This is a genomic window from Roseibium sp. MMSF_3544, assembly GCF_030732845.1.
GTDB lineage: Bacteria > Pseudomonadota > Alphaproteobacteria > Rhizobiales > Stappiaceae > Roseibium.
The window spans coordinates 409,295-425,955 of record NZ_JASHKA010000002.1 but is presented as its reverse complement, the minus strand read 5'-3'; the positions used below and the strand labels follow the sequence as shown (position 1 = coordinate 425,955).

At 57.5% G+C, this 16,661-nt stretch carries 14 protein-coding genes; 3 read left to right on the top strand and 11 right to left on the bottom strand.

Annotation, left to right across the window (positions count from 1 at the left end):
* Nucleotides 1-158 precede the first annotated feature (158 nt).
* The 5 genes from RBB47_RS04535 to RBB47_RS04515 all read right to left on the bottom strand — a co-directional run bounded on the left by RBB47_RS04535 (nt 159) and on the right by RBB47_RS04515 (nt 5,661).
* Nucleotides 159-1,157: an ABC transporter ATP-binding protein gene (locus RBB47_RS04535; protein ID WP_305984555.1), complete on the bottom strand. Its 999-nt coding sequence runs from the start codon at nt 1,155-1,157 to the stop codon at nt 159-161.
* On the bottom strand, nt 1,154-2,128 hold the full coding sequence (locus RBB47_RS04530) for an ABC transporter ATP-binding protein (protein ID WP_305984554.1): 975 nt from the start codon (nt 2,126-2,128) through the stop codon (nt 1,154-1,156). The genes RBB47_RS04535 and RBB47_RS04530 overlap by 4 nt, the downstream gene beginning before the upstream one ends.
* Nucleotides 2,125-3,042: an ABC transporter permease gene (locus RBB47_RS04525; protein WP_305984553.1), complete on the bottom strand. Its 918-nt coding sequence runs from the start codon at nt 3,040-3,042 to the stop codon at nt 2,125-2,127. Before RBB47_RS04525 ends, RBB47_RS04530 begins: the two co-directional genes overlap by 4 nt.
* Nucleotides 3,039-4,016, bottom strand: a complete 978-nt coding sequence (locus RBB47_RS04520; RefSeq protein WP_305984552.1) for an ABC transporter permease — start codon at nt 4,014-4,016, stop codon at nt 3,039-3,041. The genes RBB47_RS04525 and RBB47_RS04520 overlap by 4 nt, the downstream gene beginning before the upstream one ends.
* Before the next feature lie 61 nt (nt 4,017-4,077).
* On the bottom strand, nt 4,078-5,661 hold the full coding sequence (locus RBB47_RS04515) for an ABC transporter substrate-binding protein (RefSeq protein ID WP_305984551.1): 1,584 nt from the start codon (nt 5,659-5,661) through the stop codon (nt 4,078-4,080).
* 170 nt (nt 5,662-5,831) lie between these two features.
* Between RBB47_RS04515 and RBB47_RS04510 the strand changes: the two genes are divergently transcribed.
* Nucleotides 5,832-6,743, top strand: coding sequence for a LysR family transcriptional regulator (locus RBB47_RS04510; RefSeq protein WP_305984550.1), 912 nt, complete (start codon nt 5,832-5,834; stop codon nt 6,741-6,743).
* Here the strand turns inward: RBB47_RS04510 and RBB47_RS04505 are convergent.
* Complete coding sequence (locus RBB47_RS04505; RefSeq protein WP_305984549.1) at nt 6,740-8,278, bottom strand: M81 family metallopeptidase; 1,539 nt, start codon at nt 8,276-8,278, stop codon at nt 6,740-6,742. The two genes, RBB47_RS04510 and RBB47_RS04505, sit on opposite strands and share 4 nt — an antisense overlap.
* 50 nt (nt 8,279-8,328) lie before the next feature.
* Here RBB47_RS04505 and RBB47_RS04500 point away from each other — a divergent pair, with 50 nt between their 5' ends.
* Nucleotides 8,329-9,288, top strand: coding sequence for a succinylglutamate desuccinylase/aspartoacylase family protein (locus RBB47_RS04500; RefSeq protein WP_305984548.1), 960 nt, complete (start codon nt 8,329-8,331; stop codon nt 9,286-9,288).
* Between the two features lie 322 nt (nt 9,289-9,610).
* Nucleotides 9,611-11,335: an adenylate/guanylate cyclase domain-containing protein gene (locus RBB47_RS04495; protein ID WP_305984547.1), complete on the top strand. Its 1,725-nt coding sequence runs from the start codon at nt 9,611-9,613 to the stop codon at nt 11,333-11,335.
* Here the strand turns inward: RBB47_RS04495 and RBB47_RS04490 are convergent, their stop codons facing one another.
* The 5 genes from RBB47_RS04490 to RBB47_RS04470 all read right to left on the bottom strand — a co-directional run bounded on the left by RBB47_RS04490 (nt 11,336) and on the right by RBB47_RS04470 (nt 16,335).
* Nucleotides 11,336-11,764: a hypothetical protein gene (locus tag RBB47_RS04490; RefSeq protein ID WP_305984546.1), complete on the bottom strand. Its 429-nt coding sequence runs from the start codon at nt 11,762-11,764 to the stop codon at nt 11,336-11,338. It abuts the gene before it with no gap.
* 107 nt (nt 11,765-11,871) lie between these two features.
* Complete coding sequence (locus RBB47_RS04485; protein WP_305984545.1) at nt 11,872-12,477, bottom strand: hypothetical protein; 606 nt, start codon at nt 12,475-12,477, stop codon at nt 11,872-11,874.
* A gap of 56 nt (nt 12,478-12,533) precedes the next feature.
* Nucleotides 12,534-13,826, bottom strand: coding sequence for a hypothetical protein (locus RBB47_RS04480; protein WP_305984544.1), 1,293 nt, complete (start codon nt 13,824-13,826; stop codon nt 12,534-12,536).
* A complete protein-coding gene (locus RBB47_RS04475; protein WP_305984543.1) occupies nt 13,823-15,121 on the bottom strand; it encodes a TfuA-like protein in 1,299 nt (432 codons plus the stop codon). Before RBB47_RS04475 ends, RBB47_RS04480 begins: the two co-directional genes overlap by 4 nt.
* A complete protein-coding gene (locus RBB47_RS04470; RefSeq protein WP_305984542.1) occupies nt 15,118-16,335 on the bottom strand; it encodes a YcaO-like family protein in 1,218 nt (405 codons plus the stop codon). The genes RBB47_RS04475 and RBB47_RS04470 overlap by 4 nt, the downstream gene beginning before the upstream one ends.
* Nucleotides 16,336-16,661 lie beyond the last annotated feature (326 nt).

Below are 16,661 nucleotides of genomic sequence, written 5' to 3'. Positions count from 1 at the left end.
CTCCAAAATTCGGCAGTTGCCAGCCGCACCGTCGCCTGTTTTTTCGCGGCGGGTCCAAAGTGTTTATTCGGGGAACGACTTGAGACAGACGCGATGCAAGCGTGTCGATCGCGTGAAACCGGATCAGGCCCATGGCACGTCGGCCCCGGCGGTTTCTCTCAAAGGTCTTTCCAGTAGTGGCAGGCGACGGAATGCGCCTCACCGAAGGTCTCCAGCTTCGGCTGTTTCTGCCGGCAGAGCTCTTGTGCATGCGGGCAGCGTGGGTTGAAAAAGCACCCGTCGGGGGGTGCCAATGGCGACGGAATTTCCCCTTCTATCGGCGCAAAGTCGCGCTTGCGCTGATCCAGGCGCGGGGCTTCCGCCAGAAGTGCGCGCGTATAGGGATGCCTCGGCGCGGAGAAGATCTCCTCCGTCGACGCACTTTCGACAATGCGGCCCAGATACATGATCGCCACACGGTCAGCGATGTGCTCGACGACACTGAGATCATGGCTGATGAACAGATAGGTCAGACCGAACTCTTCACGCAGGTCCATGAAGAGGTTGATTACCTGCGCCTGGATCGACACGTCGAGCGCGGCGATCGCCTCGTCACAGACAAGAAACTTCGGCTTCACGGCAAGGGCTCGTGCAATGCCGATACGTTGTCGCTGACCGCCGGAAAACTGGTGCGCGTAGCGCCGTTTAAGCGACGGATCGAGCCCCACCTTGCGCATGACATCGTCGACATAGTCCGGGACGTCACTTCGAGACACGATCCCATGAACCCTCGGGGCTTCTCCGATAATGTCCTCAACCCGCATCCTCGGATTGAGACTTGCGAACGGATCCTGAAATATCATCTGCACTGCAAGGGTCGCCGCTCTTTTGTCAGCGCTCGACATGGTCGCAACATCGCTTCCCTCAAAGAGCAACTGTCCGGAGCTGGGTGCATGAATGCCGGCGACCACGCGGCCGAGCGTGGATTTGCCACAACCGGATTCGCCAACCAGTCCCAGAACCTCTCCCTCACGGATATCAAGATTGACCTCGTCGACGGCGTGGACCACTTCCTCGCGAATGTCGGCGCCCAGTTTCCGGGCGATCTTGCCGGCAACGTCCAGGCGCCGGGCGAACCGTTTCGAAACGTCGCGGATCTCTACCAGCGGAGCCGTCATTGTGCCGCAACCTGTGCCTGGGGGTGATAACAGCGGAGCTCTCGATCCGCGATATGCTCGACCGGTGGCGGCACCTTGCAGGCAGCGCTCGCAGAACCGCAGCGCGGCGCGAACGCACACCCTTCGGGCAATGCCAGCATGTTCGGGGTCATGCCCTCGATCTGGAAAAGGCGTTCGCCGCGATTGTTCGCAGTCGGAACAGATCCCAGCAGACCGACCGTGTAGGGATGAAGGGGCCGGTCAATCACGTCGTCTGTCTGTCCTTGTTCGACAATCCGGCCCGCATACATCACCGAGATCCGATCTGCGAGACCGGCGACGACGGCAAGATCGTGGGTGATCCAGATCATCGCCGTTCCCGTTTGCCGCGTCAGTTTCTGGGCCTCGTAGATGATCTGGGCCTGAATGGTAACGTCGAGCGCCGTCGTAGGTTCATCCGCAATGATCAGATCGGGCTTGTTCAAGAAAGCAATCGCGATGGAGACACGCTGACGCATGCCCCCGGAGAGCTGGTGCGGATAGGCGCGCAATCGTTCTTCCGGAGACGGAATTCCAACCAGTCCGAGCGCATCCCGGCTGCGTTCCCAGGCTTCCTTCTTGGGCACTGCCTCATGCGCAAGAATTGCTTCCATCATCTGTGTATCGATGCGCAAGACCGGGTTGAGGGTCATCATCGGGTCTTGAAAGATCATCGAGATTTTGTTGCCGCGAATGGCCTTGAGCTTCGCTTCAGGTGCATTCGCGATGTCTTCACCATTAAAGCGGATTGCGCCCTCGACGATCCGGCCCGGCTGATCGATGAGGCCAAGAATGGAAAATCCCGTGATGGATTTTCCGGACCCAGATTCCCCGACGAGGCCCATGACCTCGCCCTTGCTGACCGTAAAGTCGACGCCGTCAACGGCCTTGACGACACCGGCATGGGTGAAGAAATGCGTCTTCAGCCCGCTCACCTCCAGAACAGCGGTCATTTCTTCAGCCTCGGATTGAGAACGTCACGCAGGTGATCGCCGACAAGATTGATCGACGCGACCGTCAGAAGCAGCGCAATGCCGGGAAACACCGAAATCCAGTACCTGCCCGAAAGCATGTACTCAAAACCATTGGCGATCAGAACGCCGAGCGACGGCTCGGTCTGCGGCAGTCCGACCCCAAGGAAGGAAAGGGTCGCTTCAAGTGAGACCGCACTGGCCGTCTGCACCGTTCCGACCACGATGAGCGGTGCAAGGCAGTTGGGCAGGATGTGCCTGAAGACAACCCTCATTTTGGAGAGGCCGAGGCACTGGGCCGCTTCGACATATTCCTTGCCGCGTTCAACCAGCGCGGTGGCTCGAACCGTGCGGGCATAATAGGCCCACTGGGCAACCACAAGTGCGAGGATGATCTTGTCGACCCCCTTGCCCAATGCGGCCACCAGCATCAGCGCAACCAGCGACGCCGGAAACGAAAGCTGCAGATCGACGACACGCATGATGACAGCTTCCGTGCGTCCGCCGACATAGGCGGCGATCAGGCCGACCGCCATGCCGATCAAGAGGGCAATCACGCCCGAGGCCAGACCGACGGAGATTGAAATTCTGAGCCCATAGAGGATTGCCGAATAAAGGTCCCGGCCCGCCCCGTCGGACCCCAGCCACATTGTGTAGCCTGCAAAGGCTTCCGACCCCGGCGGCAAACGGCCATCGAGCACGTCGACCTGCGCCAGGTCGTAAGGGTTCTGCGGCGTGATCCAGGGAGCCAGGATCGCAAGCAGAATGATGATCACCAAAACGACGAACGCTCCGGACGCGATGCGGCTTTCGAAGAATTCGGTCCGAAACCGCTGGAAAGGGGTCTCCACCTTTGCAGTGGCAGGACTTGAAGGTTGCAGCGTTGCGTCGGTCATGCGCCCTGGTCCTGAAGGCGGACCCTCGGGTCCAGGATGGAATAAAGAATGTCCACGACCAGATTGATCAGGACAAAGAACAGAACCATGATCATCAGGTAGGCCACGACCACAGGGCGATCGAGTTGCAGGATCGCATCAATCAGAAGCTTGCCCATGCCCGGCCAGGCAAAGATCGTTTCCGTCACGACCGAAAACCCGATCAGGCTGCCGAACTCGAGCCCCATGACGGTCACGACGGGGATCATGATGTTTTTCATCACATGCACGAAGATAATGCGGCCCGTCGAAATACCCTTGGCTCGGGCGTATTTCACGTAGTCCTGGCTCATGGCTTCGCGAACACCGGCGCGTGTCAGACGGATCGCGAGCGAAATCTTCAAAAGCGAGAGGTTCAGCGCGGGCAGGAAGATATGCCGGATCCCGTCCCAGGTGGCGAGACTGGTTTGAATCCCGAAGACCGAAGCCGTGTCACCCCTCCCCGTGGAGGGCAGCCAGCCAAGTTCGACTGCAAAGAGCAGGATGAGCATCAGTCCGACCCAGAAGGTCGGCAGAGAAAAACCGAGAATGGATCCCGCCATGATGCCTTTCGACACCGGATTATCCGGGTAGAGACCTGAAAAGAGGCCGAGCGGAATGCCAATGACAATGGCGAGGAACAATGCGCTGAAGGCCAGTTCAAGCGTTGCCGGCATATGATGGAGGATCAGTTTCAGGGCCGGTTCGCCGAAGACGAAGGAGTCCCCGAGATTGCCCTGCGCGGCGCCTTTCAGGAACAGGAAATATTGCTCCCAGATCGGCCGGTCGAGACCGAGACGGCGGATCGCAGCCTCAATGTCCGCCTGGTCTGCATCCGGACTAACCAGCATATAGACCGGGTCGCCGACGATATTCACGCCGAAGAAGACGATGACCGACATGAGAAAGACGACAAGGAACGCCTGCATCAGTCGACGGATGACGAAAACAGTCATTGGGGTTTCTCGACTTGAAGAGGGGCCGGGCCGCTGGCGTCAGCGGCCCGGAAAAGGACGACTATTCCTTCACGACACCCATTGCGAGTGTGTATTCGTCGGTCCGGGGGATGTATTTCAATCCCTTCTTGGCCGCCCAGGTGTTGACCTGGAAATGGGTTGGGATGATCGCGACGTTCTCGATCGCTTTCTCCGTTGCCGCGGCCAGCAAATCCTGACGCTTCTCGTCATCCACGGTACGCAATGCTTCCTCGATCAAGGCATCGATTTCGGCGCTGGAATGACGACCGCGGTTTGAAGATCCAAACCCCTTGTCCTTGTCAAAGGTGTGAATCAGCGATTTCAGCGGCGACGAAGCTTCACCGGAACCGGCTCCCCAGCCGACCAGGATAAAGCTGAATTCCGGCAGACCGTCCGGGCTTCCGCGCGAGGCGCGGCCGAAATAGACGGAGCGCGGCATGGTTTCAACCGCCGTCTTGATACCGACCCTTGTCAGCATCTGACCGATTGCTTCTGCAATCTTCGCATCGTTGATGTAGCGGTCGTTCGGGCCGTGGATCGTCAGCTGGAAGCCATCCGGATAGCCGGCTTCAGCCAGCAATGCCTTCGCGCCCTCCGGGTCATAGGCAACCGGCTCCAGTTTATCCGAGACACCGAAGAAACCCTCCGGCAACAACTGGCCGGCCGGAATGGCAACGCCTTCCATCACCCTTTCAACAATGGCATCCCGATTGATCGCCTTGGAGATCGCCTGGCGAACGCGTTGATCCATCAACGGGTTCTTGATGTCGCTGCCGTCATTGCCCTGGACAAACGGCGAGTCCTCCCGGAACTGGTCCATATGCAGGTAGATGACCCGGTTCGACACGCCTTGGCTGAGCTGGATGTCGTCCTTGGATTCAAGCGTGGTGATATCCGTGGTGGGAACACCCGCAATCATGTCCACGTCACCAGCCAACAACGCTGCCACCCGGCTCGGACCGGATTTGATCGGACGAAATTCCACTTCGCTCCACGCCGGAGCATCGCCCCAGTAGTCGTCGTTGCGCACAAGCGTGATGCTTTCACCGGGTTTGTAGTTGGAGAACTTGAACGGACCTGTGCCGACCGCCGCCGTACCCGCATTGAAATCCTCGGTCTCCGCGCCGCACCCTGCGCTGTCGGAGATGACAGGGATCGTGGAAATGTCGTTCGCCATCAGCGGATAAGGCGACTCAGTAATGGCGTGCACCGTGTAGTCGTCAATTTTCTTGAAGGTCTTGCCCTTCAGGTAGGTTCCGTAACCAGATGGGGAGTTCGGGACATCCGGTGCCCGCTCCATCGTGCAGATAACGTCGTCCGCGGTGAAATCGCTGCCGTCGTGGAACTTAACGCCTTCCCGGAGTTTGAATTCCCAGGTCAGATCGTCAATCGGCTCCCAGGAAACGGCCAGCCCGGGGGACAGGCGTTGCTTCTCGTCCTGCGCAATCAGCCGGTCGAACAAATGGACCGACATTGCATTGTTCGGCCCGAGATTGTGGAAATGTGGATCCATTGACGTTGGCTCTGACGCCAGGCCAATGGTCAGCTTTTCTGCATAAGCCGCGCCGCTGAACAACGCGAGTGTGCTCACAGTAGCCACGACTGCGGCTGTAAGTTTTCTCATCACAATGAAACTCCCTCGGAAGGTGCGATGTCCTTTTTCCGGACTTTTGCCGCACAATGAAAAGGATGTTAGCTTGCAAAAAAATTCATTGCCAACAGCAAAGTTAATCCAGTTTTGCATAGGTCAATTCAACATGAAATCCCGGCCACAAAGCATCGGAAATTCAATCCATGGCTGAGCACCGTCACAGACTGAGGGAAATGGAAGCGCTGCGTGCCCTCGTCACAACAGGGACGACAATCGGGGCGGCGCGCCGGCTGGGCGTCTCCCAGTCTTCGATCAGCCGGGCGCTCGGACAACTGGAGCAGCGGGTCGGGCGAAACCTGTTTTTGCGCAGCTCCGGCAAGATTGAACCGACGGCTGCCGCCTTGAGGCTGAATGAACAGCTCGATCCGCTTTTTGAAACGCTCGCACTGATCGAGGGCGCGGAATGGGCAGCGGTGGATGAGGAACCGTTGCGGCTGATCGTGCCTCCGACACTGGCGCATAACTTCGTGATTTCGCGGGTGGCTGCCTTTTTGAAACAGAACCCGGGCAAAAGCCTGCAACTGGACATCCAGGCAACGGACGTGCTGGTCTCGGGCATCCTCGACCTCCGCTACGACCTCGGCCTGACCAGCGCCATGATCCAGCGCTCAGGCGTTACCCTTGAGCCCTGGAGGCGGTCGCATGTCGTGTGCGCCATGCCGAGCGGGCACCCGCTTGAAAAGAAGGAAATTGTCACCCCGGCGGACCTGGAAGACGTGGAACTGATCGAATTTCTGCGGCGTCTTGGAACGCGGGCGATTACCGAACAGGTGTTTGCCCGGGCAGGTGTGCGCCCGCGCACAGTTGCTGAGACTGCGACCAACATGGCTGCGCTTGAACTGGTTCGCGAGGGCCTTGGCGTGACGTTGCTCAACCCCTTCCCTGTTCTTTCAAACGGCATGGCCGAGATTTCGGTCAGGCCCTTTGACGCGCCCATTACCTACAACACCAGTTTCGTCCTGCCCTCGGGCCGCCAACCTTCTGAATTCGCACGGCAATTCATGGAATATGTCAAGAACACCACGCCGCCCGACAAGTACTCGGAGACTGTCTAGCGATGACCGGCTTCGCTCCAGACTGTGTCCTTGTCCAGCGGATAGCTAGGGCGCGGTATGAATCTGAAAGGCCAGCGCTCGAGCACCGGGCTCGTCAGCCCGGCCGTGTCGATTTCAAAGACCCTGTCCGGTGTGAACCAATGCGAGAACCCGGCGCGGAAATGACCGCGCGACTTGACGACAACGCAGCTCGCCTTGCCGACGTCCAGCCCGAGCATATGAAAGAAGACCGGGTCGGCCGTCTGAGTCCGGTCGGATATGACGACGACGCATATCCCACCAAGATCGAGGGCGGCACATGGCCCGAGGTGAAGCTGACGCCCCTTGGTCATACCGCGCTCTCCAATGACATTGCCGTCGTGAAGCGCAAGCACCTTTGCCGGAACCTCAAAAGGTCGGTCCCATTTCTCCCAGACCTCATTGCCGGCATTGCGATTGAAGACGGCCGTAAAACGCGCGCCGACACCTTGCGCATGGGCTTCAGCCGCCAGGTCGGGATCGTAAAACGATCCGTAGAGGACGTTTTCGGCGCGCGCAGAATAGAGAGCTGCCAGCAATTCCGTCGTGCGCCCGGAGCCGCCGCCTCCCGGGTTGTCGCCAGCGTCGGAGAAGATGACCGGCGCTCGCTCCGTGGTGTTTGCAAGGCTCACCGCCTCTTCGACAGACGTCAGGTTTCGCACGAACTTCTTGCGCATCGACCATGCCCGATCTGCAATTTCGGACGCCAGGTTGTCCGCGGCATGCTGATCGTCCCGCGCGGTCACAACAATGCTCAGTCCGTTGTCGGGCGTATCGGAGAAGACAAAATTGCCGAACACAGAGACATTCACAATCGCCCCGCCAAGCTCCGCCTGCCGCCGCTGCCCGTAGTCGATGAGCTCGCCATAGGGCGCTTCCGCCGTCAAAAGCGTGACGGAGGCGGCAACGATCGGCGGCCTCTTGAGCGCGGTCTTCGGCCGCTTTCCATCAGCAAGGCAGCGCCTCAACGAAAACGCGGCTTCCTCGCCGCGTTCGATCATGTCGACATGCGGGTTGGTCCGGTATCCGACAATCAGATCGCAGGCCTCGACCATCCTCGGCGAAATGTTCGCGTGAAGGTCAAGCGTGCTGACGATGACAGGCTCCGGACCGACCGCCATCCGGACAGCGGCCATCAGGTCACCGTCCGGATCATGACTGTGCTCGGCAACCATAGCGCCATGGTTGCAGACATAGACCGCATCGAAGGGCCCGTCCGCTTCGAGGCGGCGCTGAATGCTGGCGGTTATCGCTTCGAACACGCCGCGTTCCACGGGCCCAGCCGGATGGCTCGCCGCCAGTGTGCAGGGCGCAGGCCGCCATGGGCCCGTGGCATCCATGGCCCGGACAAAGGCCGCGAACTCGGTGGCCAAGGCCGGCGTCGGCGATCGGGCCTCTTCAAGCAAGTCGTCCCCCTCAAGCCAGGTGAGCGAGCGGAAATCATCTTCGCCTGCCGGTCGCGCGAACCGGTTCGATTCCAATATCATGCCCAGCAACGCAACTTTGGGTCCACTCACCACACGTCCTCCCATCTCCGGCCGTTTCTTTGAATTAGGAGCACGACCTCGTGAGCGAAATCAATATTCCGAACGAATACCCGGTAGAACTGAAAGCCCCCGACCTGTCGCCTTACAGGAACGGCAACACCGGAATTCCCTATATCTGGCGGTTCGACAGCGGCAAGCCAGGTCCAAACGTCATGCTCAGCGCAATCGTTCACGGCAATGAGCCCTGTGGGGCGATCGCGCTCGACTGGCTGCTGAAACGGGAGACCCGGCCGGCCGAGGGCTCCCTGACATTTGCCTTCATGAACATAGACGCCTATGAGGCCTTCGATCCGTCGGATCCGAACGCAACACGGTGGATCGATGAAGACTTCAATCGGGTCTGGGACATAGAAGCTCTTGAGGGCGACCGCGACAGTGTCGAGCTGCGCCGTGCCAGAGAGGTGCGTCCGGCGCTTGCAGACATCGATTACCTTTTTGACATTCACAGCATGCAGCATCTTGCGCCGCCGCTGATGCTGACAGGCCGCCACCCGCGCGCCAAATCGCTTGCCTTCAAAGTCGGTGTTCCGGAGAAAATGGTCGGCGATGCCGGTCACGCAGCGGGCCGTCGAATGCGCGACTATGCTGCGTTTGACGATCCGGAAAGTTCCAAAACAGCTCTCTTGATCGAGTGTGGCCAGCACTGGCAAGCCTCGGCAGGCGATCTTGCCAAGGAGTCCGCCGTCCGGTTTCTTGTCGCGGCTGGTACGCTTGACCCTGACGCCTTGACAGATTTTTCAGACACTCCACCCAGGCAGGCAGCCTTTACCGTCATTGAGGCTGTCACCATCAAATCAGACCAATTCTCCTTCGCTCAATCGTTCCTGGGCGGTGAGATCATCGAAAAGCGAGGCACCCTGATCGGGCATGACGGTGAAACCCCCGTCGTGACCCCGGAAGACGACATCATGCTGGTCATGCCCTCAAAGCGCCTGTGGCGCGGGCAAACGGCCGTGAGACTCGCGCGGCGTGACCGATGATGCCACGCGGGTCTTTCTCACTTCGCAGCTTGACCACAACCAAGAATTAGAGCTCACGATTCACTCTCGCTTTAGTAGATAATTTTGATCCCAGCCATCAGCTGATAAATCAGTTAATCCATTGTAAATATAAATTTTATCAGAACTGATTATTTGTTGAGCAGTGAAAAGGCTCACGAGTGTTTGATTAAACTTTACGTTATCCTGTTCCTGTAAAAAGCCACGATGCTTATTTTCCAACAAACTATTCTGGTCAAAACTGCGTATTAGTGGTAGCTTTTATTTTATTTCAGTCATTTTTCGGTTTGGAGATGCGTTTCAAATGACCCCTGTCTTGACTGCTATCCTGTATGCGGATGCGGTGGGTTATAGCGCACTTATTCGCGGCAACGAGACGCTGGGCATTCGCAGCATTCGCCATCATCTGCGAGAGATTACGGAACTGATCAGGAAACATGGCGGCGAGCGCCGTGGTGGCGCCGGCGACAGCGTTCTGGCAACATTTCCCAGCGCACGCGCGGCTATGTTATGTGCTCTCGACATCCAGAAACGCGAACACGACCGGGCCGACCTTCAAGACGTGCGTTTCCGCATCGGAATTCATACTGGCGATGCCGTCGAGGCGGATGGTCAACTGCACGGCGACAGCGTCAATGTCGCAGCCCGGCTTGAGCCACTCGCCCCGCCCGGAGGGATTTGCACCTCGGAATCAGTCTTCAATGCCCTTCGTGGACTTTCAGAGGTTCAATTTGAGTCACTCGGTCGCCCGGAACTCAAAAACATGGGCGCGGACCTTGAGGTTTTCCGCGTTGCCGGCCTCGGTGACGGAGCCGCACCGATATTGATGCCGACAGAGAATGGCGGCGAGAGTCCGATCAGCGAAGCTGCACGACCATCGGTGGCAGTGATGCCGTTCACTTGTCTCAGCGCGCGCGAAGACCTGGCTGCGCTTGCGGATGGATTTGCCGCAGAGGTTATCGGTTTTCTGACGCGATTTCGGGGACTTGACGTCATCGCGCCGAGTTCGTCGGCGCTCGGGATTGCCGCGCAATCGACAGAGCTCATGCAACGGCTCAAGGTGCGCTACACGGTGGATGGCAGAGTACAGCTCACAGAGCGCCGGATGCGCGTCAAGGTTCACCTTTATGACGCGGAACAGAACAAGGCCATCTGGACCGAGAGCTATGACCGTGTCTTCGACGACATTTTTGATATCCAGGAGGAAATTGCCGAATGCGCAGCCGCTTCGATGGCCGTCCAGATCGAAGAGGCAGAACGCTGGCTTGCACGGGCCCGCAATCCTGACTCCCTCGATGCCTATGCGCTGCAGTTAAGGGCAAGCTCCGAGATTTTTCTGAACGAGCGAGATACCTGCGAAGCCGGTAAGCAACTCATAGGTAAGGCAATCAATATCAGCCCGGATTATGCGCGTTCTTATGCAGTGCTCTCACGCGCGCACCATTTGGACTGGAAATACAGTTGGAGCAAAGACCCCAAAAAGAGCTTCAAGGAAGCCCACGACGCAGCGGTGAAAGCGACAGTAATCGATGGTTCTGACGCCAGGGGGCAGGCAGAAGTCGGATCGGTTGCTCTCTACCGCCGAGAGCATGATCGTTCACTCGCTGCGTATAAGCGTGCCTTGGAACTCAACCCTTCGGACGCCGACATCATTGGCGAATATGCAGACTCTCTGAAGCACGCGGGCGAAAAGAAAAAAGCGATACGGCTCTTCGACCGTGCTATTCGGCTTAACCCGCTACATGCGGATCGTTACCGCCGTGACCTAGCTCACACTCATCTGGTTAATCGCGATTTTGAAGCCGCGATCGCAACGGTTATGGAAATGACGGACCCGACGCAGGCATTGCGCGTGTTGACTGCGAGCTCGGCTTACCTCGGACGCATGGAAGACGCCAAACACTGGGCCGAGGTTTTGCGCAAGAAGTATCCGGGTTTCTCGGCCCGCGCTTGGGCACATATTGTCCCCGACCGCGACCCCGCCGACACAGAAATTTTCGTCGAGGGACTAGAGCGGGCGGGGCTTTAGTTATGGGCAGGCCTCTACGAGCTCAAACTTTACTTCTGAGTTTGCGATAATGTACTTACCATCCTTTTGTTTCCATGATTGTGCTATTAGGTTTGTGAAACCAGCGTCGCTGTAGATTTCGAAAAACTTCTCGCCGAATTCAACATCTTCGCCATTTGCTATAAGCTCGCCTTTGAATGTCACTGTAGTATCAAGGTCCTTAGGCGGAATAAGTTCGAAAAATCCAAAGGGAAGAATCTCGTCAGGATCGAGATCGTCGTCATCTCTTTTGAGAACCTTGACATAAACTTCTGGAAAGTCTTCGTTATTATCTCTTGAAAGCTTGAAGCGAACCTTCATGTTTCCTACTACACGTTTCTTCTTTTTGTACTTATGTCCTTCACAGTAGTCTTTTTCCTCGAGCGTTGCGATAGCAATGATAAATCCCATGATTATGTTCCTCGCTAGATTGTGTGAATTCACGTTAGAGGAGTTACTGTCTCGAATGGAAATACTTAAATCTTAGATAGTTCTTCCAAGTAATTTGACGATTATCCTTAGTCACTCGAACCCCGCCATCGACGACGACGACGCGGTGGTGGTGGGACATCGTCGCCATCACCCGCTCCCATCGAACCGGAACCAATGCAGCCAAGTTCAGCCTCGAGCAAAACACGCTCGAAAGTTCCGGTATCACTGTCCAGACGAACTGTGAAATCGGCCCGATCGTAGAGCCAGACTTTTATGTTTGGACCGAAAGACCCTCCTTGAATCACGACCCCGGAGCGGTCTGTGTATGGAGGCATACGACGCAAAAATGGGTTTTCTTTTCCTTGCGCACCTTCTTTGACGAATTCCACCGGTGAGCCTTTACCGTGCACGAGAAATATCGCTGGACGCGCGAGGTCAAAAATCTCGTTTTGGTAGGAAAATGCCATGATCCGCGCAAGTCTGGCGTCGCCACGACTCAATTGCTTCACCAGAAAATCATTGGCGCTCTCCCTCGTTGGTATTGGGTCGCCTGGCACTTGATCGCCATATGGCTTGATTCTTTCCCGTCGTTCACGAAGTTGAATGTCCCACATAAGCCGACCAAACAATCGGATGCTACTGTCACTCGCCAGGGTGTCGAATTCGCCCGAATAAGGATCTAGTTCGTCCATTTGATACCTCCATACAATGTGTTTTTGAGTGCAGTGAATTGTTCTTGCGTGTCAGGTCAATCTGCAGGCACTGGCACCAACATCCTCGCCGAATACGCATGACTGTTTTCATCGGGTGGCCGCAGCCTCCTGCCGACCCGGCTCTGCCCGATCCTGCGAAACCCAAAACTGTTGTCGAGGAGCCGTAGAAGTCTTCCACCTGTCTGCTCCCGATCGATACTGATCGCGATCCGGCGGACGTCTTCGAAGTTGAAGGTTTCCTTTTCGATACGTTCCCAGATTCCAATCAGGTATTCGGCCGAGAGGTCACGGACCTCAATCAACGCTTCCCTGAAGGCGTCGGGCGCCCGTTCGTAGGCACGGTCGAAGCCACGCTGGACATGTGGTCGGAGACCGGCGTCGCGTTCGGCGCGGTCGGCAAGCTCTTCCAATGCAGGCGGCACGGCGCCCATATCGAGTAGGATCTCGTGATAGACGTCAACGAAGATGTCAAAAAAGGCTCCGATCAGAGGCTGGGCCAGCTGGTGTTCGTTTTCCCAGCCGTCGGTGAATTCATCCAGGGTCCGGTTGTTGTTGGCGAGACGGATTTGCGCCGAGGACGAGACCTCACCGAACCGGCTGAACCGGTTGAACGTGTCGAGATTGCCGCTGGTGTTTTCAAGAAGCTCATCGATGACGCTGTCAAAATGCAGTGACGCGATCAGCGCCACCCAGTCGGAAGACATTTCGTGAAAGGCCTCGAAGGCTTCCGGAACCGTTCCCGGGACGAACGGGCCGGTCATGGCGACCAAAATGGCGTGGCCGATCTCGTGCGCGATGATATCGAAATTCAGCGCGTAAGGTATCAGTTGCCCAGTCTGATCGGCCCGTGCCCCCGTTTCCAGGTAGCCGTACCCCATATGAGCGTTTGCCCAGGTTTCGATCATCGACAATTCAAGGCGCTCGTAGTCAGTCTGGAAATGCCAGGGAATTTCCTCGCCGAGATACGACTCCCAGACATCTAACGTAAAGCGCACGGCACCGAACAAATGCACGGCTTCGAAAGCGGGGTCGTCTGGCGCGATATGATCGAAGTGCCCGTCAGGCCCCGGGCTCGGTGGTGGCACAACAGGTCCATCCCAAGGCGGCAGATAGAGTGTGTCTCCGATCGGGCCTGGGATCAGGCCGTAGGGCATTTCCTTGCCGATCGGATTGATTGCATACATCCGGTGATCGGACGGCCCCGGACCAAGACTGCCTACAGGACTCGAGACCCTGACGGTCACCAGCCGTCCCGGCTTACCATCAAGCGGTGGATGCGTATAAAGACGAAAGCGTGTGCCGCCCCTTTGTCCGCGACCCGGTCTCATGCCGCATCCTCCCGGGCACGCACGCGCTCAAACTCACGTCTCAGGAGCCGGTGCAACGCGGTCCGGTCGGAAAGACCAAGGCTTCGAGCCAGGTCATCGGCATCGTCTGTCGGCAAGGCCAATCTGCGGGACTGGCAGAACCAATCGAGAAGGTCGCGCAAGTCGAAATCTGCGAAAGCTGCCGGGACAGCCATTCGCCGGTCGCCGAGAAGTTCCGCCTTGGCCTCGGCGCGGGCCAGATAGTCCTCAAAAAGATTGTCCGCTCTGAGTTCGTCCAGCAGTGCCGGCGCAAGTTCATGCGCCGTCCTGTCCAGCGCCTCTTCAAGCGCCTCGTCTGACGAAAGAAACGCTCCAAGCTCCGCTTCGGTCGTTTCATTTGCTGTCAGCCATTCATGGAAAGCGGAGGCTGTGCCGAGACCGAGATCGGTACGCAGCCCTTCGATCAGTTGCAGATCTGCTTCGGGGCGCTGAACCATCGATGCACGGCGCGCAAATGCACGCAAGAGCCGGTTGCGATAGCGAACCGGGTCAAGCCGCAACTCATCCAGAACGGCTTGTTCAATTTCGCTCAATCCGTCTTCAGCAGTGCTGTAGCGTGCTTCGAGCGCTTTCCAATGATGTGTCCGTTGCAGGTCAAAGGTGGGCTGGAAAGGTGACAAGCCGGAGGTCAGCGCATCGCCCAGCGCATTTATGAGTTCAGCCGCATCGGATTTCTTCGCATCCACTTTTTGCTCAGAAATCTCCCGCAACCTGAGTGCGAGCGTTGCTGGCTCCACAGCATCGCAAAGCACCGGCCACGTGAGCTTTGTGTAAGGGATCTTCGCAGCTACCTTAAGGACATCGGTGATTTCTTTTGAGGATATGCGATCCGCGTTTTCTGCAGCGCTCAAGGTTGCGCGAACATTGACCAAGGGCTCGTTCAGCGCCGGGTATCCGAGTTCCTCAGGCCCGTGCTGTACGGCGACTTCGTGGTCATCGACGAGAACGCCATCTCTGTAGTCCCGATAAATTTTGCCGAATCCCAGCATGCCGAATGTGTCGCACTCTACGGCACGAAGAGCCCCCATGCTGGCTGCACCCCAAACGTGAACACCCTGCTCCAGCGCATAGAGTATTTCCTTGTGCTGCACGGTCTGGAAGTCCTGGAACCGGGCATCGACGAGCGCGATGAGGTTCGCACCGCGGCGCACGGCCCTAAAAACATCTCCGGCCGCTGCGGGCGGACGCAGTTCGACGCCATCGGGCAGTTGTATTTCCTCCGGCAGACTTGGCCCGATGAACAACACAACCTTCATTGCGCAACCTCGTAGCCAAGGAGCCCTGGGACAATGACTCGGACCACCGAGAAACTCGGATCATCGGAAAGATCGACACCGACAACGGGTCGATGACCAGCTTCGTCGACGGCGGTAACGAGCATCTGGAGATCGCTGTCCAGCCGATCTGTCGAGAGATCGGGAAGCTCCGCGAAAGACCTTTGCCGGGCTTCAACCGGCTCCGTCAGCCAGCGTGCCCTGATGCCCTCCGCCTTGCCGAATTGCGAGACCTGAAGGTCGTCACGGGCGCCTGAAATCCGCGTCAGCCGCGCTTGCGCGGCCTCGGTCAGCGCGCGACAGAGGGCGACGGACCGGCTCGCATGGCAGCCGGCTCCGAACCCGGGCGGAATTGCAGCGTCGCGCAGATCGGCAATGGCTGCGACACAACTTGCAATACCTATCGCGCCCGTCGCGTCCCAAACACGCACCGCAATATCCGCATTTTTGAACTGTTCAAGTAGGCGCGCCGCTACTGGATCATCCACGCTCTCCAGATCCAGAATGCGTGCAGTGCGTTCCTCGGGAAAGGATCTTGCCAGCATGGCCGTGTCGTGCCGCTCGACGACTTCGCAAAGCGCGTGGATCAGTGCTTCGGTCCTGCTGGCTCCAGAAGCAAGTCCATTTGTCGAAACGGGAAATTTTACGCCGCGCACATGAGCATCGTCCGTGAAGCAAGTGTGCACGAGATCGAAAGGAACGGCGACAGGCTCACCGGAACTCAGATTGGTACCGGTGCTCCAAAAAATAGACGCATCGCCAAGCGGGCGCCCCAAAAGACTGTCCAGCACGGCTCGATCCAGAGCGAATGGCGTCCGGTCGCGTGTCCCGAATGTAAGGGGTACGCAAGGGTTCTCAGCATGCGAGAGCTCTATCGCTTCCATGATGCCAGACAGTTCTGCAGCTTCCCGTGTACATCCTTTACCTTGCGCCACCGAGAGCCCGCGTGCATTCGGCCGAACGGCTGCGAAGACTTCGACGCCGATCCGGTCGAGCCCCGTCAATCTGCTGACCCTCGTAATTCCGAATTGCTTCAGATCACCCTGCAGTGCAGACAGGAGATGTTCGGGACTATGCGTGCGATGAGTTCCTTGAAGAAATCCCTTGGGCAAGCGCTTTTCCGCGAAGCAATCGGTGGCAATGGACGGATTTCCCTCCATTGAAAGCGTCGCGAAATTGAGACTATCACTCGCCATTCGACCCCCCGATCGCAAACTAGTATGCCGAGCCCGCAGATAAACTTCAAGTTGAATATCGCCAGAGTTGAAGAGTGACGCAGCTGCAACGTTCGATTCTTCGCAGCAATCCGCTTGTTTAATTGGAAAATTTCCTATCCATGATCTTAGGCTTAAGCCTTTACCCCTACGGCATTATCGAACCGACCCTTAGGGCAGAAACGTACGAACTTTAAGTTAGTCGGGTAATAATCTCAGAATGAATGCGGCAAACCTGTACCCAAAGGCTGTCGCGCGAAGCCCCCCTTGGCCAAACGCCCGAAACTGCTAGTTTTCTCTTCCGAAAA